This is a genomic window from Methylacidimicrobium tartarophylax, from assembly GCF_902143375.2.
Lineage (GTDB): Bacteria > Verrucomicrobiota > Verrucomicrobiia > Methylacidiphilales > Methylacidiphilaceae > Methylacidimicrobium > Methylacidimicrobium tartarophylax.
In genome coordinates this window covers 1-21,408 of the sequence record NZ_CABFVA020000016.1, presented here as the reverse complement: position 1 = coordinate 21,408, position 21,408 = coordinate 1, and the positions used below count along the sequence as shown (strand labels likewise).

Genomic DNA, 21,408 nt, shown 5'->3' with positions numbered 1-21,408 from the left:
TTGATCGTACAAAGTCGCTGCTTTTTGCTGCTTACCCCCAAAGGGCAGATTGCGTCTTGTTAGCTCGCTTATACCAGGGAAAGGCGCTCTTTGCTGTGCGCTTTTGCGGCCTTTTTACCTTTCGCCCTGCTTGCGTTCATAAGAGATGGGGTTGATTGTTCCGTAAGGTGGGAAGGGGAGGATGTAGCGGTCTAAACACTAAACACCCTTAAGAAAGGAGCCGAGATGCCGCAGGAAAAGAACGAGCACGGAAATCCGATGGGAGGGTCGCAAGGCGTCGGAAGCACGGTCACCACGCGGGAGTCTGGCCATCACGAGCACCAGATCGAACTTTCGTGGTGGAGGCGATATGTGTTTTCCACCGATCACAAGGTGATCGGCATCCAGTATATGATCACCGCCTTGTTCGTCACCCTCTTCGCCTTTGGTCTGATGGTGGTGATGCGCTGGCAGCTCTCCTACCCTGGGAAGCCCGTGCCGGTGATTGGTCCGCTCTTGACCGCGGTCTTCGGCGCCAACATGGCTCCCGGTGGCGTGATGACCCCGAATCTCTACAACTCCTTCGGCGCCATGCATGGAACGATGATGATCTTCATGGCGGTCGTTCCCGCGCTCTTCGCCGGCTTCGGCAACTTCATCGTCCCCTTGCAGCTTGGCGCGCCGGACATGGCCTTTCCCCGCCTCAACATGGCGAGCTTTTGGAGCTTCTTCGTGGGTGTGGTGATCATGCTCGTGGGCTTCCTGGTTCCCGGCGGAGCGGCGAAGTCGGGTTGGACCTCCTATCCTCCCCTGGCCGATATCGCCGACACGGGAATGGGCTTCGAACCGATTCTCAACGGGCAGACTCTTTGGCTGATCGGCATGGTCTTCAACATTACCGGATCACTTCTCGGCTCGATCAATATCATTGCCACGATCATTCAGCTTCGTGCCCCCGGCCTAGGGTGGATGCGACTGCCCGTCTTTGTCTGGGCGGAGCTGGTCACGGCTTTTCTCTTGCTCCTAGCCTTTCCGCCGCTCGAATCGGCCGCGATCATGCAGCTGATGGACCGGCTTTTCGGAACCAGTTTCTTCTCGCCTGACGGTCTTGTCGTCGGAGGCCGCCCCTGGCCGGCGAGCGGAGGCGGCTCGGCCCTACTCTGGCAGCATCTTTTCTGGTTTCTCGGTCATCCCGAGGTCTATGTGACGATTCTGCCGTCCATGGGGATCGTGGGTGAGGTGTTCGCGAACAACACGCGGAAGCCCTTGTGGAGCTACAAGACGTTCGTCTACTCGATGCTCGCGATCGGCTTCATTTCGCTGCTTGTCTGGGCCCATCACATGTACATGACCGGCATGGGACAGAGCGTCAGCATCTTCTTTCAGGTTTTCACCATAATGATTTCGATTCCGTCGATTATTCTGGGAACGGTACTCCTTCTTTCTTTGTGGGGGGGATCGATCCGCTTTTCGGTTCCCATGCTCTTCGCCCTTGCCTGGCTGCCGATGTTCGGAATCGGCGGCCTGACCGGCCTGCCACTCGGGTATACCGCTTCGGACATGGTGCTCCATGACACCTACTATGTGATCGGCCACTTCCACTACATGATGGCCCCAGCCGCGCTCATGGGGCTTTTTGCCGGGATGTACTACTGGTTCCCCAAGGCAACCGGGCGGATGCTGAACGAGTTTTGGGGAAAGGTGCATTTCTGGATGACGATCATCTTCTTCAACGGGATCTTCTTCCCCATGCTCATCCAAGGGTACACCGGAGTGCATCGTCGCTGGTTCGATGGAGGAGCCGGTTGGCAGATGGCGCAGCCCGTGCTCTGGCTCAACCATGTGATGTCCATCTCGGCCTGGATTCTTGCGATTGGACAGATTCCATTTATCATCAATTTCTTTTGGAGCATATGGCGAGGCAAGAAGGTCGAATCGGATAATCCGTGGCAAGCGACTACTCTTGAGTGGGCCACCCCCACTCCTCCGGGACACGGGAACTTCCTCCATCCCGTGGAGGTCTATCGTGATGCCTACGAATATAGCGTTCCTGGAGCCTCTCGTGATTTTCTGCCGCAGTGGGAGCGGGAGGAAAGCAGAGTCGCGGAACCAAAACTGTCCTCTGCATAAGGGAAAACGATCAAGAGATGGTTTTCCTCTGCCCAGTTGCGGGCGAGGAAAAGGTGCTAGAAATCCCAAAGAGGGATATCCAATGGTGGTCGAATTTCACGCCGCGGTACAGCATCTACCTCGCGACCTATTTTACGATGACGGGGCTTCATGGCCTCCATATCCTGGAAGGATCGTTGGTGCTCGGCTTCTTCTGGAGGCTGGGTGCCAAGCTCTACCGAACCAACGCGGAGCATCTGGCCAATCGCATGGATCTCTCGGGCCGCTTTTGACGGAGGAAACATCGGGATCGGGCTACTCGTCGCCGGAACGCAGGCGATCGTGGCCTTGGGAATCCTGATGTACTTTTTTTCGGAAAAGAAGACCGTCCATTACCTCGTGGGCATTGCGCTTGATTCGATGGTGGTGTTACTTGTGGCGTTCCTCTGGTGCTATATGGATCAACTCAGCTCCGTAAAGTAGGTTGATGATGTCGTTGCGACAGTTTCATCTCGTCTTCGTGACCGTCGTTACCTGTCTTTTTCTCGGGCTGGGAGGTTGGTTGCTGAAAGGTTACTACGATCATCAAGGGGGATTGCTTTTCTGGTTGGGCGGGGGCTCTTTTGCGGCCGCGCTCTTGGTAATCGTTTACGGGGCTTGGTTCCTGCGAAAGACTCGCCGATTGGGACTCATCGAATGAAATCGCGAATCAACAAGCTCCTGTCCGTGGGCGGAGGTCTCCTCTTCCTCGGGGTGCTTGGGTTCCTCGCGATTGGGCATGCCTTCTATTGGTCGGCGCTGAATGTCCCTGCGCTTGGGCATGAGCCCGGAGACGCTGCAGCTTGGACGCTGGTGGCGACCGCGTTGATTCCGCTGGGAGGAGTGGCGCTGCTGATCGGGACGCTCTATCGGCGGTCTCGGAAGCCCCCGCCGGCCTACGCGGAGTTCCTCGAAGAGGCGGATGAAGAAAAAGTCGATGCCGCCGAGAAGCGCGATATCGATAGGGCAATACGAATCATCCCAGGGCACGGAAAGAGGGCTGGAGAAGACGGAAGATGAATCTATTGGATTTCTGCGAGAGAACTGGCAAACGAAGCTCGCAGGCCGCAATCTCTTATCCCGCTGGTTCCTGAATGGAAATGCTGTCCTAGCGAGGCTTTTGCATCGAAAAAGCCGCTGGATCCGCGGCAACCTTGTGAGATATGCAGGCTATCCGCTTTCGAAGCCGACGAAAACGGGTTCCGGCTCGATTCGGACGGCAAAGAGCGTCTCGACGGCATCCTGGATTTCTCCCATGAAGGCGATGACGTCCGCCGCCGTCGCTCCTCCTCGGTTGACGATCGCCAGCGCATGCCGCCTTGAGATGCCGACGGCTGCTCGATGAAAGCCTTTTGGAAATCCCGCGTTTTCCACGAGCCAGGCTGCCGGGACTTTTTGCTTCCCATCGCTTGTGGGATAGGAGGGAGGGGTTAGTCCCCGCTTTTCCGCCCGACTCTGCAACTCCGCAAAAGCAGCGGATTCGAGAATGGGGTTTTTGAAGAAGGAACCGACGCTCCGGGCGTCCTCCTCGTCTGCGGCCATGACCATCGCCTTCGATCGGCGAATCTGCAAAACCGCCTCGCGAATCTCCTTGAGAGAAGGCGGAGCATCTTTCTTGGAAAAGAAGGAGCGGAGATCGGGGTGGCGGAACTCGGGGTTCCCCTCTTCCAAAAGGGAATAGCAGACGGCTAGAACCAGATAGCGCCCTTTCTCCTCTGTATTGAAAATGCTCCTGCGGTAGCCGAAAGAACAGGCTGCGGCGGGAAGCTCCACGACACGGCCGTCGCGCCGATCCAGGACGCGGACCGTCCGGATGGAGGTCGCCACTTCCGCTCCATAGGCTCCGACGTTTTGGATCGGGGTGCCTCCGACCGTTCCGGGGATTCCGCTTAAGAGCACCAGGTCGGCCATGCCCTCGGCGACGGTTCGCAAGACGAAGGGGTCCCACGGCTCGCCCGCGCCTACCCAAAAGAGGCGATTTCCGTTCTCCCGTCCGCCTGCCGCGCCGCCGATCGCCATCCGGAGGACAAGACCGGGAAATCCCCGATCCGCGATCACGACGTTGCTTCCGCCTCCAAGGACGAAGAGAGGGAGGTTGCGCTCCAAAGCCCAGCAGAGCGCCTCGTGCGTTTCCGCTTCCGTTCTGGCCTCCACAAAGTAACGGGCATCCCCTCCGACGCCGAGTGTCGTCAACGGAGCGAGCGGAACATTCTTCTGAATCCGCATGGGATCATGCATCGATAGCAGAAAAGCCGCCCGGCGGCATCCGTATTCTTTTGGGGGGAGAGCCTGGTGAAAATCGACTGCATCCGACGGATGGCCGCTGCGGGATTGGCGGAGGGGGCCCCATTGCTGAAAAGGTTTGCTTGTTGGCGGAGCCATTGGTTTTTATGAGGGCTGTCGGCTCCGGGCGTCGTGGATTCTCCCTGTGCCTCTAAAATCAGATCGGCGTGAAGTTGCTTCGGCATTTCGTAAGCGGATGGAGCGGGCTGCTGGAAGCCGCCGGCGCCATCTACTTTTTATTTGCGGATGTCGTCTACAGCATCTTCCGCTACCGACTCCGTTGGGAACTTTTTTTAGATCAGATTATTCGAATTGGAATGCGCTCCCAGGGAGTCGTTCTGATCACTGGAGCCTTTACCGGAGCGGTCTTCGCGGCTCAGACGCAGTTCCGATTCGGAAAGTTCGGGATGTCCTCGGCCACGGGCCCGGTTGTTGCGATTTCCATGCTTCGGGAGTTGGGGCCAGTGCTTTGTGCCCTCATGATTTCCGGCCGGGTGGGCTCCGCGATGGCGGCCGAACTCTCCACGATGCGGGTCACCGAGCAGATCGACGCACTGCGCGCCCTCGCGGTCGACCCAACCCAATATTTGATCGTGCCGCGGTTCCTGGGCCTGTTGGTCTCCATGCCCTTCCTGGTCGCATTGACGAGCGGAACGGGCATCTTGTTGGGCTACCTCGTTTCCACTCTGCTGCTGGGCGTGGACCCGACCTTCTATTGGGACAATACAGTGAAGTTCACGGGAGCGAAAGATATCTGGATGGGTGAAATCAAAGCCCTATTTTTCGCCGCGATTATCGTGCTGATCAGCTGCCACCGAGGCCTTCGCTGTCGCCTGAGCGCGGAGGGAGTCGGTATCGCGGCAACGGAGGCGATGGTCTTTTCTTCGATCACCGTGTTGATTTCCAACTTCTTTTTTAGTTTCCTCATGAACCTCATTTTGGCGTCGTGATGGTGCTCCGACTCGTGGAAGTGACCAAAACCCTCGGGACGCAGCAGGTGTTGGAAGGGGTAAACCTGGAAGTCGCGCCAAAGGAACGTCTTTGCGTCGTGGGGCGCAGCGGAGCCGGGAAGAGTGTCCTTCTCCGATTGATTCTGGGTCTAATCAAGCCGGATTCGGGGGAAATTTGGTATGGAGAGACCAATCTGGTCCCCTTGCGGGACCGGGAGCTTGCGCCGCTTCGGCGCGAGATGGGAATGGTTTTCCAGAACGGTGCCCTGTTCGACTTCATGAACGTCGAGGATAATGTGGCCTTCGCGCTGCGGGAGAGGCGAAGGCCCGAAAGCGAGATCCGTGAGAAAGTTTCGCGCATTCTGGAGCGGCTCTTTCTCAAAGGACATGAGAAGAAGATGCCTGCGGAACTCAGCGGAGGGATGCGGAAGAGGGTGGCGCTCGCGCGCGCGATCATTTCTCGGCCGAAGCTGATTTTCTACGATGAGCCGACTGCGGGACTGGATCCGATCGGCTCTACGGAGATCACGGATCTGATTCGATGCTTGAACGAGGAATTTGGGGCGACGACCATCGTGGTGACGCACGACATGCGCAGCGTGGAGCAGATTGCGCAGCAGGTCGCTTTCCTCCACGCGGGGCGGATTTATCACGCGGGCTGCGCGGAGGAGTTCCTCTCGTCGGAAGATCCCGTGGTGAAGGCGTTTGTTCATGGGTTGATCGAGGAACCGACCGTTGGAGCGGGTTGAGCTATGGCGACGAAACATGCGGAGTTTCAGGTGGGCGTTTTTCTTCTCACGGGCTTGGCCGTGCTCGGTGCTCTCGTTGTCCTGCTTGGACGGTATGGCGAAAAATTTCGGCCGACTTATGAGATCAGCGTGGAGTTCCCGAATGCCTATGGGATCGTGAGGGGCGCGCCCGTTCAATTTGCGGGCGCCCCCGTTGGCCGGGTGGCCGGAAGCCCGTATCCGATTCGGGAGGGGAGGGCGGTGGAAGTGCAGCTTAAGCTGTACGCGGATGCGAAGATCCGGAAAGACGCTCTCTTTCAGATCGTCGATGTCGGCATGCTCGGCGACAAGACGATCGAGATCACGCCGAGGGGGTCGTCGGCGCCTTTCCTCAAAGAGGGCGATCATGTCCGTGGAACCCGTCAGCAGACGATCGTTGACCTGGCCGGAGAGTTCCGGCCCGTGGCGGAGTCGGCGGGTAAGGTGGCCGACGAAGTCGGTACCTTGGTCGGACGGGTGAATGAGGAGGTTCTTACGGCGGACGTGGCGGCCGAGATTCGGGCGACGATCAAGGATCTCCAAAGCGTGCTGGCGCGAACGGATCGCATTCTCGAGGAAGCGCAATACGGCCGGGGACCGATTTCCCGCCTCTTGAATGATCCGGCGCTGGCAAGCGATCTTCGAGACTTTATCTATAATTTGCGGCGGAAAGGGGTTCTCTTTTACTCGGATGTGGCGGCTCGGCAGGAGGACGGAAAGCCATTGACGACTCAGCAGGCACGTCCGGTCAGTGCGGAACGAACGTTGCAGAGAGCGGCCGCTCCTCCGAAGCACCCGTGACCTGCCTATGTCACAAAGTTCGTACCGGAGGCTTGTGAGACATGCAGGTGAAGCATACGCCGGAGTCTGAGTCGATCGGAAGGGAACGGAGAGTCATCGGTGCGATTCTTGTCGCAGCGGGACAGAGCCGAAGGATGGGCTTCGACAAGATCTTTCGTCCCTTGACGACGCGAAGCGCGCTCGAGCTCTGCTTGGAAAGGCTTTCCGCATTCCCGCGCATCTTCGAAATCGTGGTCGTGGTGGCCCGGGAGAGGCGGGAAGAAGCTGCCCGACTGATTGCTCCGCTTGCGCTTCCCGTGCCGGTGGAGGTTGTCGAAGGAGGAGCCGAACGGCAGGACTCGGTCGAATCCGGGCTGCGAGTCGCGGATCCGCGATCGCATTTCGCTCTGGTTCATGACGCGGCTCGGCCCTTCGTGACAGGAGAACTGATAGAAGCCATCTTCCAGGTTGCTCAGCGGGAGGGGGCGGCGGCTTGCGGGAACCCGAGTGCAGACACCGTGAAGGAGGTGGATGAGCAAGGGAATGTGGTGGCGACGCTCGACCGCCGGAAGGTCTGGAATGTACAGACACCTCAGATTTTCCGTCGGGAGCTTCTGCTGGAAGCTTACCGGAACTTGCGAGAAAAAGGAAAGAGCGTCACGGATGACGCAGCCGCGGTGGAAGCCATCGGACATCCAGTCCGCTTGGTCTCCTATAGCGGCTTTAACGGGAAGATGACCCGCCCCGAGGACTGGGAACTGGCTCGCCAACTGTTGTTGGGGAAACGAGCGCTCTAATTCTTCACCAGGCGCGATGCGGATATCCGCATCGGACGGAGAACTATTTGATCTCCCGATGGAGGGTATGCCGACGCAAGTAGGGGTTATACTTGCGAAGCTCTACGCGGCCTGGCTTGAGTTTCTTATTCCTGGTGCCGAAGTATCGTGACGCCGGCTTTTTTTCCGCCTTGGCCTCCGTGCACTCCAAAATAACTTGTTCCCTGGGCATCGTGAGAAAAGATTAGGAGCGGAATCGGTTCGTGTCAATGCCCTTCGACGGAAGCATGAGAAAGCCGACCAGCAGGCCCAGAGGAAGAGGAGTGACGAAAGGTAGCGGGTCCGCTGCTCGGTGGAAGGTTGCGATACGAAGGCAGACGAGGTCGGAGAAGAGCCTGAGTTTGGCGGAGGAGGTCCATCAGATTCGCGTGCTCGCCAAGAAGCTGCGCGCCTATCTCCGGCTCCTGCGGGGAAGCGTTCCGGGAAAACTCGTTCCGCTCGAGGAGAAGCGGATCAAGCGTATCGCGGGGAATCTCGGCAGGGCCCGAGACGAGGAAATTTGCCGCCAGATCCTTCAGTGGTTAGCGGCAAAGGGAGACAAGGAGATCTGGCGGAAGAGGGTGAGGGCAGCGCTGGTTCATTGCCCGGAACCAGCGGCCGGGGCTTTGGATCGGCGGAAGCTGGTGCAGGCAAGAAAGGGCATCGAGGCCCGGCGGCTGCGGCTTTTTGCGCTGCTTGACGAGCATCCGGCGCAAGAGGGAAAGCTGGAGGAGTTGCTGAAAAAGGAGTACGGGAAAAGTCGCCGAGGATTGCGCGAAGCGCTTCGCGAAGGGAGCCCGGAAGCCTTCCACCAGTGGAGGAAGCGGGTCAAGCGGCTTGGCTACCAGACGGCGATGTTTTGCCCTTCTTCCCGAAGGACGCTTGCCCGCTTGGAAACGAAGTTCCTCCGGCTCGGTAGTCTTCTGGGGCGGCTGCACGATCTGCACGTTTTGAAAGCCCGGATCGAGAGGCGAGCGGTCCCGACGGAACGGAAGCTTGTTTCCCTCGTGGACGACTGGACTGCCCGGTACCAGAAGAAAGCGATACGGAAGGGGAGACGCTGTTTTCGGATAAGCAAAGGGAAGTTTCTCTCCCTTCTCCAGTAGTCGGCCTGATTTCGCCCGGGAGGCTTTCCGTACGCTCGGCTACTGGTCTTCCTGGGATACCGGCCTCGCGCGCGGGTAAACCGGCCTCGCGCGCGGGTAGTGAATCTCCCTTGGGATCGCTTGCGCCTCTCCGTAGAGGAGATAGGGCCTCCGAGCTTGAGCAAAAGCCTGTTCAGAAGCGTGCCATTGCGCGGCAATTGCTCCTACACTCTGATGGCGGGTCAAGATGGTTAAGATGGAAGAATTCCCGTAGAGCTTGCAGAGCATCTCCTTGCCGTTCGCCGACGCCGTACGCAAAAGCGAGGGATGCGAGGCCTGATTCGCTCGGGAGGCCAGATAGATGCCCAAGGCGGTTAGATTGACGCTGGTCCTCGGGCTGATCTCCAGGCGCACCGCCGCCCCGCCGTGTTCTCCTCCTACCGGGAGAGCCTGAACTCCGGTGTAGCCGATCCGGTTGATTTCCTGGGCGAGCGAAAAAGCATCCAGGTCTCGGCCGGCTACATATTGGAACGGAGCGGTAGTCCAGCCGACTCCAGAATCGGCGCCGAGATCTCCCAGGAATCCTGTCACCACATAGTAGAGCGGTGAGGTGGCCCAAGGGATATTGGGAGAGGTTCGTATCCAGGGCAGATCGGTGTCTTCCCAGACCATGTCGCGCCGCCATCCCTCCATGGGAATGACCCGAAGGGTGCAGGGATGGGAAACCCAGCCCCTCTGGTTCGCCATCCGGGCGATCTCTCCGGCGGTCATTCCATGGACGTAGGGCACCGGGATCCGCCCCACGAACGACTCCCAGGGAGGATGGACGAGAGGTCCTTCGATCCGGCGGCCCCCCAGCGGGTTGGGCCGGTCGAGCACGAAAAAGGGAATGCCGAACTCCCCGGCCGCATCCATAGCTTCGATCATGGTGCTGATATATGTATAGCTGCGGCAACCGATATCCTGCAGCTCGAAGACCAGGGCATCGAGGCCCGCCAGCATGGCAGCGGTCGGGCGGCGCGTATCTCCGTAGAGAGGATACACGGGAAGTCCGGTCAGCGGATCGCGGTGGAAGGAGACGTGTCGTCCGGCGCGAATGTCGCCCGAGATGCCATGCTCCGGGGCAAAGAGAGCGACGAGTCGGACTCCGGGCGCGTGCTTAAGGGCCAGGCGGGTGGGGCGCCCCGCCGAATCCACGCTGGCCTGATTGGTGATCAGGCCGACCCGCTTCCCTGTCAAAGGGGCGAATCGCATGCGTTCGAGAACGTCGATCCCCAATAAAACGGAGGCCGCCTCCGCTCGCAGGAGAAGCGACCAGGAGAGGAGAAGGACGAGAAGCAGGCCCAGCTTCTTGACAGGGGCAGACGGGAAGCGATAGGGTTTGCCCGTCTCGGCGGGTAGGAAGTGCGGCGAAGGATCGCTCCTCGGAATTCGCCTCATTATGGAAAGGTCCATGAGTTCGATGCGCCGTAGACGAGGAAGGGAAAAGAACGAAAAGGCCGGCTTCGTTGCTTATTGAGTCGCGTAAGCAGGCAATACCCTTTTACCGCGTAAGGCTGGTGTGAGCCAGCACAACTTCGATCTTTCCCACGCCCGAACTTGCCGGCGTGCGTTGGAGATGGGAAGCCAGCTCGCTGGCCGGGAGTGGATTGGATAGGTTCGGTTGGTTTGGTGACCATAGACCGTAAGGCCGGGAATCTCATCCCACCACTGCCATGATGCCTCCTAACCCGGACAAGCCTCCGGCACCGATCGCCGACCCGCTTCGCGAAAAGCTCTCCGCCAAGGTTGCCTACTTCTCGATGGAAATGGCGGTCGACGAGGAGATTCCTACCTACAGCGGTGGGCTGGGCGTCTTGGCGGCCGATACGCTCCGTGCTGCCGCCGGATCGCTGCTCCCGATGGTCGGCGTAACCCTGCTTTATCGGCGGGGCTATTTCTTTCAACGCTTCGACGCCCAGGGATGGCAGCGGGAGGAAGCGGTGGCCTGGTCTCCGGAAAATGTCTTATGTGAGCTTTCAGAGAGGGTTTCCGTAGTTCTCGAGGGGCGGACCGTGCAGGTGCGTGCATGGCTTTTTTGGATTCGCGACGCGGGCGAGGGAAGGGTTCCGATCCTTTTTCTCGACACCGGTCTCCCCGAGAATTCCGAGTGGGACCGTGCCCTTTCCGAGTTTCTCTATGGAGGGGATAATCGCTATCGACTCTGCCAGGAGGTGATCTTGGGCATCGGCGGGGTCCGGATGCTGCGCAAGCTCGGTTTTGAGCGGCTCGAACTCTTTCATATGAACGAAGGGCATTCCAGCCTGCTCACTCTGGAGCTCCTCGAAGAGGAGGCCAAGCGCGCCGGCCGAACCGAGCCCACTAGCGAAGACATCGAAGCGGTGCGGCGCATGTGCGCCTTCACCACCCACACCCCCGTTTCGGCAGGGCACGACCGTTTCCCTCTGGATATGGTGAAGAAGGTCATCCGATTGCCTGCGATTGCCGACGGCGCATACAAAGGCCGATTTTGTTGCGATGGGGAAATCAATTTGACCCATCTCGCCTTTGAGTTTAGCCATTACATCAACGGCGTCGCCAAGCGGCACTCGGAAGTCTCTCGGGTGCTCTTTTATCCCGCGACGATCGATTCAATCACCAACGGTATCCATCTGCCCTATTGGGCGAGCCGGCCGATGCAGGATCTCTTCGACCGTCATATTCCTGGTTGGCGCGCCGACGCGTTTAGCGTTCGCTATGCGATTGCGGCTCCTCTCGAGGAAGTTCAGCAGGCGCACGAGCAGAGTAAGGCGCAGCTCATTCAGTACGTCAATCGAGAGACCAACGCGGGGATGAACCCGGATGTTCTGACCATCGGGTTCGCTCGACGAGCAACCGCGTACAAGAGGCCGGAATTAATCCTGACCGACATCGAGCGGCTCAAGCGAATTTCTGGTGTGAAAGGGCCGCTTCAACTCATTTTCGCCGGCAAGGCCCATCCGCAAGACGAAGAGGGGAAGCGGGCGATTCAACGAATCATGCAGTCCCGGATCCGCCTGCTGCCGGAAGTCCGGATGATCTATCTCGCGGAATATGATCTGGCCCTGGCGCGGCTCTTGGTCGCCGGGGTGGATCTCTGGCTCAATACGCCGCAACCTCCGCTGGAGGCCTCCGGAACAAGCGGCATGAAGGCAGCCATTAACGGGGTCCCCAATTTTTCGGTCCTCGACGGCTGGTGGATCGAAGGATGTATTGAGGGAGTGACCGGTTGGTCGATCGGTCCAGACCATTATCAGCGGAAAGAAGGGTCCGATGTTCAGAGGGATGCCCGCGATCTCTATGACAAGCTCGAGGACGTAATCGTTCCCTTGTTCTACGGAGATTCCGAGGGATACACGCGCGTCATGCGTCAAGCGATCGCGCTCAACGGCTCCTTCTTCAATGCTCAGCGGATGTTGCAGCAGTACGTCCTGAAAGCCTATTTTGCTTAGGAAAGGATGATCGCACAGGCGGAGGGCAGGCGCTTCTCTCCCATGAGCGCTCCTTGGCGGACTGCCAAGAACGGGAGTTCGGGCACGAGTAGGAAGCGCCGGACGTGGATGCGGCATGAACTCAGGCATTGAGAACCCGGCGGAAGGTCTTGTGGGTCACGAAACGGTGACGCGGCAGGAGACGGATAGCATGGGATCGATCTCGATCCCGGCCGACTGCTATTATGGGGCGCAGACCGCACGCTCGCTGATTCATTTTTCGATCGGTTCGGAACGGATGCCGCTCGAAGTGATTCGCGCTCTTGCTCTGCTCAAGAAAGCAGCGGCTCTGGTCAACCGGGAGCTAGGAGTTCTTTCTGGAGAGAAAGCCGGATGGATCGCTGCAGCCGCCGACGAGATCCTGGCAGGAAGGTTTGATCATGAGTTTCCTCTGCGGGTCTGGCAGACCGGGAGTGGCACGCAATCCAACATGAATTGCAACGAGGTCATCGCGGGACGGGCCAACGAACTGGCGGGAAGGGAACGCGGAGGAAAAGTGCCGATCCATCCCAACGACGATGTCAATCGATCCCAGTCTTCGAATGACGCTTTCCCCTCCGCCATGCATCTGGCCGTAGCGCTTGCGCTTCATCAGAAGTTCCATCCGGAATTGGATAAGATGGTCGACTGCCTGCGGCGGCGCAGCCAGGAGTTCGCGGGCATCATCAAGATCGGCCGAACGCACCTGATGGATGCCGTGCCCCTGACGCTTGGACAGGAATTCGGGGGCTATGTGGGACAACTCGAACTGACGTTAGCCGATCTCCGCGATCGGATGGCGCCTCTCCTCGGACTGGCGATCGGAGGGACGGCGGTAGGCACTGGGCTCAATGCGCCCGCCGGCTTTGGTGAAAGGGTCTCTGCGAAACTGGCGGAGTGGACGGGATTGCCCTTCTTTTCCGCTCCCAACAAGTTTGCCGCACTCGCTTCCCATGAGCCGCTTCTCTCCGTCAGCTCTTCCCTGCGCAACCTGGCGGCTTCTCTTCTCAAGCTGGCCAACGATATCCGTTGGATGGGCTCGGGTCCGCGCTGCGGGTTAGCCGAGCTGCTTCTACCGGAAAACGAGCCCGGCTCTTCTATTATGCCCGGGAAGGTCAATCCTACACAGTCGGAGGCGTTGGCGATGGTCTGCATTCAGGTCATGGGTGCGGATGCAGCGGTCGGGTTTGCGGGCTCGCAAGGAAATTTCGAGCTCAACGTGTTCAAGCCGATGATCGTGTTCAATGTTCTGAACTCAATCCGGCTCCTGGGCGACTCGTGCCGCTTTTTCCGGACCTACTGCCTCGAAGGGCTGCGTCCGAACCTGGAGGTGCTTCGCAGCGAGGTGGAGCGATCCTTGATGCTCGTCACGGCTCTGACGCCCCGCCTTGGGTACGATCGATCGGCGAAGATTGCTCAGCAAGCGTATCGCGAGCATAAGACCATTCGCGAAGTTTGCGTGAGCGATGGTCATCTCTCTGCGCAGGAGTTTGACGCGTTGGTCCGGCCGGAAGAGATGGTGGGAGACGGATGGCAGGGATGATGAGAGGCGATGATCCGATCTTTTCCTTGAGTACGATGAGAGGTAGAGGTGCAGCACGGATGGAAAACCAGGCAAGAGACAAGAGGGAGGGTTTGCATGGGCCGTCGGAGGGGAAGGTGGGTGAGAGGGGCCGGCTCGTTGCGATGGGGGAAGTTCCCGGCGTGCGAGCGGAACTCGAGGGGAAAAGGATCGTCGTGACCAATGGGTGCTTCGATCTGCTTCACGTCGGCCATCTTCGCTGCCTCGATTTTGCTCGATCGCTCGGGGACCTGCTCTGGGTGGGAATCAATGACGATCGATCGGTGCGATCCCAAAAAGGGGAGAATCGGCCCATTCACGCGGAGGCGGAAAGAGCGGAGCTCCTTGCCGGTTTGCGGCCGGTCGATCTCGTGACGGTCTTTTCCGGCAGGCGGGCCACTGCGTTTCTCCAAGCGGTGCAGCCGACGGTCTACGTCAAGGGCGGTGACTACCGGCGAGAGACGCTCGACGCCGAAGAGCGGCAAGCGCTGGAAAGGATGGGTGTGGAAATCCGATTTTTTCCTCTGGTGGAGGGGAGATCGACCACGGCGGCTTGGGAGGCGCTGCAAAAGCGATGAGTTCACCGAAGCGAGTTTCATTAGGGGTGCTTGGATCGGGGCGCGGCAGCAACTTCGCCGCAATCCTGGCCTCGATCGCCTCAGGACGACTGGCCGCCTCTATTTCCGTGGTGATCAGCGACCGGGAGGATGCGGGGATCCTGGAGCTGGCTCGAGAAGCGAAAATCCCGACAGTCGTCTTGCGCAAGGGGAGGTTCCGGACCTGGCTTGAGCCGGAGATCGAGGAGGAGCTTGCCCAGTCCCTTCGGCAGTTCCGGGTCGACCTGGTGGTTCTTGCCGGCTTTCTGCGGGTCCTCAAGGGGCCGTTTCTGGCCGCTTATCCGGGGAGAGTCCTCAATATTCATCCGTCGCTCCTCCCCGCCTTCAAAGGGAAGGAAGCCTGGAAACAAGCCTTGGCGGCGGGAGCAGTCGAGACGGGTTGCACGGTCCATTGGGTGGATCTCGAGGTGGACAGCGGCCCGATCCTTGGGCAAAAGAAGGTGCCGATTCTGCACGGCGACACTCCCGAAAGCCTCCACGCCCGAATCCAAGAAGCGGAGCATCTTCTCTATTCGGAGGTGATCCAGCGCGTCATCGAACGGAAACTATGGCAGGGGATCCCTTCGTAGAAGAGCAGGAGCTCGACTTCTGGGGAAAGTCGAGGAGCCAGACGACAACTCCCGGGGAAGGCGCGGAAAAGCCTCTTTCGGTCAGCGAATTGACGCGGAGGATTCGTGCGCTTCTCGAGGCGGGCTTTTCCCGAGTATCGGTCGAGGGAGAAATCTCGAACCTTCGGAGTCCGAGTTCGGGTCATGTCTATTTCACCCTCAAGGATGAACAGGCGGTCATCCAGATCGTCCTCTTTCGCTCCGACGCAGCCCGCCTGCCGAACCGTCTGCGCGAGGGTGCTGCGGTCGTCGTCCGAGGGCGGCTGACGATCTTCGAGGCGCGGGGTCAATACCAGATTGTTGCTACCGACGTTCAAGCCCGGGGCGAGGGTGCGCTACTCGAGCGACTGGAGGCGCTCAAAAGGAAGCTCGCGGCCGAAGGGCTTTTCGACTCTTCTCGGAAGCGAAGACTCCCGGTGTTTCCGGAAAAAGTCGGCTTGGTCACCTCCCTTAAGGGTGCCGTGATCCAGGATTTTCTGCGGATTCTGCAGCGGCGCGCGCCGGGGTTGGAGATCTTCGTTCGGGATGTGCCGGTGCAGGGAGTTCAAGCAGCCAGGGCGATCGCCGCAGCGATCCGGGCCTTTAACGGCCCTCCGTCCGTCGACGTTCTGGTGATTGCCCGCGGCGGGGGCAGTCTGGAAGATTTGTGGCCGTTCAATGAGGAGGTCGTTGCTCGTGCTCTCGCGGACTGTCGCCTGCCCACGGTTTCGGGAGTCGGCCACGAAACTGATTTTACGATTGCCGATTTGGCCGCGGATCTGAGAGCTCCGACGCCCTCTGCCGCAGCGGAGTTGATCGCTCGGGATTGGAGCGACTGGCGCCGGGAGGTGGTGCAGTTGAGGCGGAGAGCCGAACGCGCGGCCGCCAGAGTGTTGGAGCTAAGCCGCGAAAGGCTGGCGCGCGAGGCGGGCCACCCGTTTTTTTGCGAGCCCTCCCGCATGATTTTGCGCTGGCAGCAGCTGGTGGATGAGGAAGAAGAGGCGCTTGGCCGTTCTCTGCGGCGGGCATTATCGATCAAGAGGGAACGCTGGGAATATCTCGTGCGCCACTGGAAGGCGCTGCGGTGCGAGGAGCAGATTCGGCGCCTGTCCGAGCGGATCGGCCAGTGGGCTGCCCGGCTGGCTGCTTTGAGCCCGGAGTCGACATTGCAGCGCGGATACGCGATTGTTTTTGACGAGCAAGGTCGTATTCTGCGAATAGCCCAATCCGATCTGATCGGTAAAGAAGTTCGGCTTCGACTCGCTTCCGGTTGTCTCGATGCGTGCGTGCTCCGCCTCGTCGCGAAGGAACTTCAGGCGGGACCGGAGTCGGCTCCCCTGGTGGAGCCGAAATGCGACTGAGAATATTTCTCTACCGAGTCGAAGGCGGGCTTGACATCGGTGATGAACTTGGCGATGTTTGTCCTTCGCTCAAGGACGGGGTTTTGTCCCAAGTAGAGAAAGCGACGAATGCCCATGTAGCTCAGCTGGCAGAGCACGTCCTTGGTAAGGACGAGGTCACCGGTTCAAGCCCGGTCATGGGCTCGGCCGCAAGGAAGAGGGCTTAGGGAACCGGAAAGATTAAGAAGGATAGAAGCGAGGAGTATTCATGGCGAAAGAGAGTTTCGTACGTTCGAAGCCGCATGTGAATGTAGGCACCATCGGGCATGTGGATCATGGGAAAACCACGCTGACGGCGGCTATAACCTCTGTCCTTGCCAAGAAGGGTTTAGCGGAGAAGAGGGGTTACGATCAGATCGACAATGCTCCGGAAGAGCGGGAGCGCGGTATCACGATCAGCACGACCCACGTCGAGTATGAGTCCGACAAGCGTCACTACGCGCACGTCGACTGTCCGGGACATGCGGACTACATCAAGAACATGATCACCGGTGCTGCTCAGATGGACGGAGCCATTCTTGTCGTGAGCGCCCCGGACGGTCCTATGCCGCAGACCCGGGAGCATATTCTTCTGGCTCGCCAAGTGGGGGTTCCCGCGATCGTGGTTTTCCTGAACAAGGTCGACATGGTCGATGACCAGGAGTTGATCGATCTGGTGGAGCTCGAAGTGCGCGAGCTGCTGAGCAAGTATGAATTTCCGGGGGAGAAAATCCCGATTGTCCGGGGAAGCGCGCTCAAGGCCCTCGAAGGGGATCCTGAGCAGGAAAAGAACATCATGGCGTTGATCGCGGCGATGGACGAGTATATTCCGATCCCGGAACGTCCGAAGGATCTGCCTTTTCTCATGCCGGTCGAGGACGTCTTCAATATTGAAGGTCGAGGAACGGTGGTGACGGGTCGTGTGGAGCGAGGGGTGCTCAAGCGGATGGAAGAGGTGGAGATCGTAGGCATCCGTCCGACCGCCAAGACCGTGGTGACGGATATTGAAATGTTCCGGAAACTCCTCGAGTCGGCAGAGGCCGGAGACAATGTCGGGGTTTTGCTCCGTGGCACCAAGAAAGAGGATGTCGAGCGAGGACAAGTCGTTGCAAAACCGGGGAGCATTACTCCGCATACGAAGTTCAAAGCTCAAGTCTACGTGCTCGGCAAGGAGGAAGGGGGCCGTCATACGCCCTTTTTCTCGGGATACCGGCCCCAATTTTATTTCCGAACGACCGACGTCACCGGGAATGTGAAGCTGAAGGAAGGGGTCGAGATGGTGATGCCCGGCGATAATGTCGAGGTGGAGGTCGAGTTGATCACTCCGATCGCGATGGAAAAAGCAATGCGGTTTGCCATTCGGGAAGGCGGCAGGACCGTTGGTGCTGGCAGGGTGGTAGAGATCCTGACCTAGCGAAGGAGTTGAATCCGGTAGCGAATCTGCTTAACTAAAAAAGAATCCCGGTAACAGGGCAGTAGCTCAATTGGTAGAGTAGCGGTCTCCAAAACCGTCGGTTGGGGGTTCGAGTCCCTCCTGCCCTGCGGCTATGCGAAGCATTTCATTATCAACTTGGGTTGCGATGGCGCTCGGCATCGCGGGTGCTGTCGCGCTCGGATGGGCCTGGATGAGACACCGAAAGCGGGTGGAGGCCTTTCTGGTTGAGGTTTTAGGTGAGCTGAAAAAATGTGCATGGCCGTGGGAGCCGCAAGAAAAAGGAGCGCGCCGGTACCGGGAGCTGATCGACTCGACCGTGGTGGTCGCCATCTCCTCGGTGATGCTGGCCGCGATCGTGACGTTAGCCGACTTTTTGCTCGTTCGGGTGGTCGGCTTCGTCACAAGGCTCCACTTGTAGATGCGCTTGTAGGATACCAATGAAACCGCTGGAAGAAGTGCGCGAAGCCGGATTGACCGAGGAGCAGGGCGGCGAAGAGCAAGCAACGCCCGAAGAGCAGGGGCAATGGTACGTTCTGCACGTGCTATCGGCTCACGAAGGACGGGTCAAGAAAAGTATCGAAAGGCGCATTCAAACCGAGGAGATGGGAGGCCTGATCGGACAAGTGGTGATCCCGGTCGAGCGCGTTTCCGAGATCCGGAGGGGAAAGCGCGTCCAAATGGACCGGAAAATCTACCCCGGGTACGTCTTCGTTCGGATGCAGCTTCGCGACTCTCAAGACAAGCTCGTCGAGCGGAGTTGGTACTTCATTCGGGAAACTCCGGGCGTCATCGGGTTTGCGGGTGGGGAAAATCCCCTGCCGATGCCTCGTGAGCAGGTGGTGGATATTCTGCGCCAGATGAAGGAAGGGAAGGAGCGACCCTCTCCGAAAACTTCCTTTGCTGTCGGGGATCGGGTCAAGGTGGGCGACGGTCCGTTTTTGAATTCGGAAGGGGTTGTGGAAGAGGTGGACTTGGAGCGCGGGAAGCTCTGGATTTCCGTCAACATGTTTGGCCGCTCAACACCCGTAGAGCTGGAATTCTGGCAAGTAGAAAAAGCGACGTGAGAAGGACCGCACAGAAGAAGGACGTAGAAGAGTTGCGTATGGGCATGAGTTTAATGGGTGGCTTACGTCCAATTCTCATCAGCGGTTGAAAGAGGGAGAAGAAAATGGCGAAGGAAGTGCATGCGATCGTTAAGCTCCAGATACCGGCCGGGCAAGCGAACCCAGCCCCGCCCGTTGGTCCGGCTCTCGGGCAGCACGGCGTGAATATCATGGGCTTCTGTAAGGAGTTCAACGCGAGGACGCAGAAGGAGGCTGGGATGTTGCTTCCGGTCGTTCTTACGATTTTCAAGGACAAATCCTTCACTTTCGTGACGAAGTCTCCCCCGGCGGCTGTGCTGCTGAAGAAAGCAGCCAACATCGCTACCGCCTCCAAGGAGCCGAATCGGGTCAAGGTGGCAAAGGTAGGGCGGGCGCAGGTCATGGAAATCGTCCGGCAGAAGAAGAAGGATCTGAATGCGACTTCCGAGGAAGCCGCCTTCCGTACCATTGCCGGCACGGCGCGCAGCATGGGGATCGACATCGAAGCGTAGATCGAGGAGTGATCCGAGGGGATTTGTTGTCCAAGAGATCGTTTGGAAGGAAGGGAGTGAGACGTGAATTCTAGGCAAAGCAAGCGCTACCGAGAGGCGGTGAAGCATCTCGAGTCTGGAAAGTGTTATCGGATCACCGAAGCAGTCGAGGTCTTGGCGAAGATGCCGAAGGCCCGCTTTGACGAGTCGGTGGAACTATCGATGCATTTAGGAGTGGATCCAAAACAAGGCGAGCAGATGGTCCGTGGCAGCCTGCGGCTTCCGCACGGTTCCGGAAAGAATGTTCGAATTGCTGTCTTTGCCCGGGGATCGGCGGCAGAGGCGGCAAAAGCCGCTGGTGCCCAGTTCGTCGGTTTTGAGGATTTGTTGAAGAGGGTTTCCGAGGGTTTCACAGGCTTTGACGTTGCCATTGCAACACCCGATGCCATGCAGGAAGTGCGCAAACTGGGCAGAGTCCTTGGTCCGCGGGGCTTGATGCCCAATCCCCGTACCGGGACGGTTACCGAAGATGTGGCTGCCGCGGTGGCAGAGTGCCAGGCGGGGCGAGTCGAGTTCAAGATGGACAAGAGCGCGAACGTGCACATCTTGATCGGAAAGCGCTCTTTCTCAGCGGAGGCTTTGCAGGACAACGCCGTGCAAGCGATGGAGGCCGTTCAAAAGGCGAAGCCGGCGGCGGCGAAGGGGCGCTATGTGGAGTCGCTCTCTCTTTCCGCGACCGTCAGCCCTAGCATTCCTTTGGACGCGAGCACGTTTCAGCGCAAGTAGAAGGGAAGGGAAAGGAGTCAAATCATGAAGCCGGAAAAAGAAGCTCTCACGACGGAGATCCGGGACTGGCTCGAAGGTTCTGCTTACGTCCTTTTCGTGGCTTATACGGGCCTTCGTGCGGAAGAGTTCCGCGAATTGCGGCAGCGCCTGGCTTCCGTGGGGGCGCGCTGTCGGGTGGCGAAGAATCAGGCATTGACGCGCGTGCTGCGGCAGGCTCGGGAGTTGCCGGAGGAATGGGCGCTGAAGGGACAGCTCGCTGCGATTGCCCACGGGGATATGATCGCGGCCTCGAAAACTCTCAAGAATTTCACGGCAGAATTCACTCGGCCGAAGCTGGTGGGCGGTCTGCTTGATGAGCGTCCGCTGAGCGCCGAGGAGGCGACGGCGATCGCTGAGCTGCCGGGACGGGAGGAGCTGTTGGCGAAGATGCTCGGGCTTCTACAGGCTCCGGCAACCCGACTGCTCTGCGTGCTGGCAGAGCCTTCCAGAGCCCTGGTGCGAACGCTCGCGGCGTATGAAAAGCAGCGGGCGGGCACTGCGGTGGAGTAGCCGAGGAGCGGCGGAGTACGTTTTACGCAAAGCAAGCTTCGGAAGATGGACCGAAGGGGGCGATGAAAATTGCCCGCAGGGAAGGGAGTAGGATCCTGCTAGCCTCGGAGCCCTCCGGGGAGAATCGCTGACGCGGGTGCGTGGCGCTACGGGATCGGAAAGGATATCATGGCAGACTTGAGTGGAGTGGTAGAGCAGTTGAGCAATCTCACAGTTCTCGAAGTGGCGGAGCTGGTCAAGCAACTCGAAGAAAAGTGGGGAGTCAGTGCTGCAGCGCCTGTGGCGGTGGCGGCGGCGCCTGCGGGCGGAGCTGAGGCCCAGAAGGCGGCAGCAGAGGAGAAGACCTCTTTCAACGTGATTTTGAAAGCGGTGGGCGGCAACAAGATCGCGGTGATCAAGGAAGTTCGGGCCTCGGTCTCGGGTCTCGGTTTGGCCGAAGCAAAGGCCTTGGTGGAGAGCGCTCCCAAGCCGGTAAAGGAGGGAGTAACCAAGGAAGAAGCGGAAGCCATGAAGAAAAAGATCGAAGCAGCGGGCGCGCAGGTCGAGATTCAGTAAACGCTCCGAGCGCAATCGGAAAACAGAGCGGCTGGGCCCGGATGGAGAAGCCTTCCGGGCCGGTCGATACC

The 21,408-nt window shown here is 59.1% G+C and carries 25 protein-coding genes and 2 tRNA genes; 24 read left to right on the top strand and 3 right to left on the bottom strand.

Features of this window, described 5'->3' with window-relative positions:
* Positions 1-258 precede the first annotated feature (258 nt).
* The 5 genes from MAMT_RS02550 to MAMT_RS02530 are packed head-to-tail and all read left to right on the top strand — an operon-like array spanning position 259 to position 3,147.
* On the top strand, positions 259-2,109 hold the full coding sequence (locus tag MAMT_RS02550) for a cytochrome c oxidase subunit I (RefSeq protein WP_178086871.1): 1,851 nt from the start codon (positions 259-261) through the stop codon (positions 2,107-2,109).
* A 53-nt stretch (positions 2,110-2,162) separates the two neighbouring features.
* Positions 2,163-2,381, top strand: coding sequence for a cytochrome c oxidase subunit 3 (locus tag MAMT_RS02545; protein ID WP_178086869.1), 219 nt, complete (start codon positions 2,163-2,165; stop codon positions 2,379-2,381).
* Between the two features lie 49 nt (positions 2,382-2,430).
* Entirely contained in the window at positions 2,431-2,571 is a 141-nt protein-coding gene (locus MAMT_RS02540) for a hypothetical protein (protein WP_178086868.1), read from the top strand.
* 4 nt (positions 2,572-2,575) lie between these two features.
* A complete protein-coding gene (locus MAMT_RS02535) occupies positions 2,576-2,788 on the top strand; it encodes a hypothetical protein (protein WP_246186486.1) in 213 nt (70 codons plus the stop codon).
* Complete coding sequence (locus MAMT_RS02530; RefSeq protein ID WP_246186485.1) at positions 2,785-3,147, top strand: hypothetical protein; 363 nt, start codon at positions 2,785-2,787, stop codon at positions 3,145-3,147. Before MAMT_RS02535 ends, MAMT_RS02530 begins: the two co-directional genes overlap by 4 nt.
* Positions 3,148-3,297: 150 nt before the next feature.
* Here MAMT_RS02530 and MAMT_RS02525 read toward each other — a convergent pair whose 3' ends face one another.
* The gene (locus tag MAMT_RS02525) at positions 3,298-4,365 is read right to left on the bottom strand and encodes a UDP-N-acetylmuramate dehydrogenase (RefSeq protein WP_178086867.1); all 1,068 of its coding nucleotides are present in this window, start codon (positions 4,363-4,365) and stop codon (positions 3,298-3,300) included.
* Positions 4,366-4,577: 212 nt separating this feature from the next.
* On the opposite strand from MAMT_RS02525, the gene MAMT_RS02520 reads away from it, so the two are divergent.
* The 4 genes from MAMT_RS02520 to ispD are packed head-to-tail and all read left to right on the top strand — an operon-like array spanning position 4,578 to position 7,704.
* Positions 4,578-5,360, top strand: coding sequence for an MlaE family ABC transporter permease (locus MAMT_RS02520; protein ID WP_142659373.1), 783 nt, complete (start codon positions 4,578-4,580; stop codon positions 5,358-5,360).
* Positions 5,360-6,109, top strand: coding sequence for an ABC transporter ATP-binding protein (locus tag MAMT_RS02515; RefSeq protein ID WP_142659389.1), 750 nt, complete (start codon positions 5,360-5,362; stop codon positions 6,107-6,109). Before MAMT_RS02520 ends, MAMT_RS02515 begins: the two co-directional genes overlap by 1 nt.
* Before the next feature lie 3 nt (positions 6,110-6,112).
* Positions 6,113-6,928 carry an MlaD family protein gene (locus tag MAMT_RS02510; RefSeq protein WP_142659372.1) on the top strand — a complete coding sequence of 272 codons (816 nt, stop codon included), beginning with the start codon at positions 6,113-6,115 and terminating at the stop codon, positions 6,926-6,928.
* Between the two features lie 41 nt (positions 6,929-6,969).
* Positions 6,970-7,704, top strand: coding sequence for a 2-C-methyl-D-erythritol 4-phosphate cytidylyltransferase (gene ispD / locus MAMT_RS02505; RefSeq protein ID WP_142659371.1), 735 nt, complete (start codon positions 6,970-6,972; stop codon positions 7,702-7,704).
* A gap of 43 nt (positions 7,705-7,747) precedes the next feature.
* Here the strand turns inward: ispD and rpmG are convergent, their stop codons facing one another.
* Entirely contained in the window at positions 7,748-7,915 is a 168-nt protein-coding gene (gene rpmG, locus MAMT_RS02500) for a 50S ribosomal protein L33 (RefSeq protein ID WP_142659370.1), read from the bottom strand.
* 169 nt (positions 7,916-8,084) lie between these two features.
* On the opposite strand from rpmG, the gene MAMT_RS02495 reads away from it, so the two are divergent.
* Complete coding sequence (locus tag MAMT_RS02495; RefSeq protein WP_178086866.1) at positions 8,085-8,828, top strand: CHAD domain-containing protein; 744 nt, start codon at positions 8,085-8,087, stop codon at positions 8,826-8,828.
* Positions 8,829-8,867: 39 nt separating this feature from the next.
* Here MAMT_RS02495 and MAMT_RS02490 read toward each other — a convergent pair whose 3' ends face one another.
* The gene (locus MAMT_RS02490) at positions 8,868-10,262 is read right to left on the bottom strand and encodes an exo-beta-N-acetylmuramidase NamZ family protein (RefSeq protein WP_246186484.1); all 1,395 of its coding nucleotides are present in this window, start codon (positions 10,260-10,262) and stop codon (positions 8,868-8,870) included.
* Between the two features lie 260 nt (positions 10,263-10,522).
* Here MAMT_RS02490 and glgP point away from each other — a divergent pair, with 260 nt between their 5' ends.
* The 14 genes from glgP (at position 10,523) to rplL (ending at position 21,337) form a co-directional block, all read left to right on the top strand.
* Positions 10,523-12,277 carry an alpha-glucan family phosphorylase gene (gene glgP / locus MAMT_RS02485; protein WP_142659368.1) on the top strand — a complete coding sequence of 585 codons (1,755 nt, stop codon included), beginning with the start codon at positions 10,523-10,525 and terminating at the stop codon, positions 12,275-12,277.
* A 115-nt stretch (positions 12,278-12,392) separates the two neighbouring features.
* A complete protein-coding gene (gene fumC / locus MAMT_RS02480) occupies positions 12,393-13,838 on the top strand; it encodes a class II fumarate hydratase (RefSeq protein ID WP_142659367.1) in 1,446 nt (481 codons plus the stop codon).
* Positions 13,839-13,954: 116 nt separating this feature from the next.
* Positions 13,955-14,434, top strand: a complete 480-nt coding sequence (locus tag MAMT_RS02475) for an adenylyltransferase/cytidyltransferase family protein (protein WP_246186483.1) — start codon at positions 13,955-13,957, stop codon at positions 14,432-14,434.
* Between the two features lie 26 nt (positions 14,435-14,460).
* A complete protein-coding gene (gene purN, locus MAMT_RS02470; protein WP_342799819.1) occupies positions 14,461-15,042 on the top strand; it encodes a phosphoribosylglycinamide formyltransferase in 582 nt (193 codons plus the stop codon).
* Positions 15,021-16,421, top strand: coding sequence for an exodeoxyribonuclease VII large subunit (xseA, locus tag MAMT_RS02465; protein ID WP_142659364.1), 1,401 nt, complete (start codon positions 15,021-15,023; stop codon positions 16,419-16,421). The genes purN and xseA overlap by 22 nt, the downstream gene beginning before the upstream one ends.
* 110 nt (positions 16,422-16,531) lie before the next feature.
* Positions 16,532-16,604: transfer RNA gene (locus MAMT_RS02460), tRNA-Thr, on the top strand.
* Between the two features lie 64 nt (positions 16,605-16,668).
* Complete coding sequence (gene tuf, locus MAMT_RS02455; protein ID WP_142659363.1) at positions 16,669-17,853, top strand: elongation factor Tu; 1,185 nt, start codon at positions 16,669-16,671, stop codon at positions 17,851-17,853.
* Between the two features lie 55 nt (positions 17,854-17,908).
* Positions 17,909-17,981, top strand: a tRNA-Trp gene (locus MAMT_RS02450).
* Between the two features lie 38 nt (positions 17,982-18,019).
* The gene (locus MAMT_RS02445; protein ID WP_178086865.1) at positions 18,020-18,292 is read left to right on the top strand and encodes a preprotein translocase subunit SecE; all 273 of its coding nucleotides are present in this window, start codon (positions 18,020-18,022) and stop codon (positions 18,290-18,292) included.
* A 19-nt stretch (positions 18,293-18,311) separates the two neighbouring features.
* Positions 18,312-18,938 carry a transcription termination/antitermination protein NusG gene (nusG, locus tag MAMT_RS02440; protein WP_142659361.1) on the top strand — a complete coding sequence of 209 codons (627 nt, stop codon included), beginning with the start codon at positions 18,312-18,314 and terminating at the stop codon, positions 18,936-18,938.
* Between the two features lie 104 nt (positions 18,939-19,042).
* A complete protein-coding gene (gene rplK, locus MAMT_RS02435) occupies positions 19,043-19,468 on the top strand; it encodes a 50S ribosomal protein L11 (protein ID WP_142659360.1) in 426 nt (141 codons plus the stop codon).
* Between the two features lie 63 nt (positions 19,469-19,531).
* Positions 19,532-20,233, top strand: coding sequence for a 50S ribosomal protein L1 (gene rplA, locus MAMT_RS02430; RefSeq protein WP_142659359.1), 702 nt, complete (start codon positions 19,532-19,534; stop codon positions 20,231-20,233).
* Positions 20,234-20,257: 24 nt separating this feature from the next.
* Positions 20,258-20,782, top strand: coding sequence for a 50S ribosomal protein L10 (gene rplJ, locus MAMT_RS02425; protein WP_142659358.1), 525 nt, complete (start codon positions 20,258-20,260; stop codon positions 20,780-20,782).
* Positions 20,783-20,950: 168 nt separating this feature from the next.
* Positions 20,951-21,337 carry a 50S ribosomal protein L7/L12 gene (rplL, locus tag MAMT_RS02420; RefSeq protein ID WP_142659357.1) on the top strand — a complete coding sequence of 129 codons (387 nt, stop codon included), beginning with the start codon at positions 20,951-20,953 and terminating at the stop codon, positions 21,335-21,337.
* The last annotated feature ends 71 nt before the right edge of the window (positions 21,338-21,408 follow it).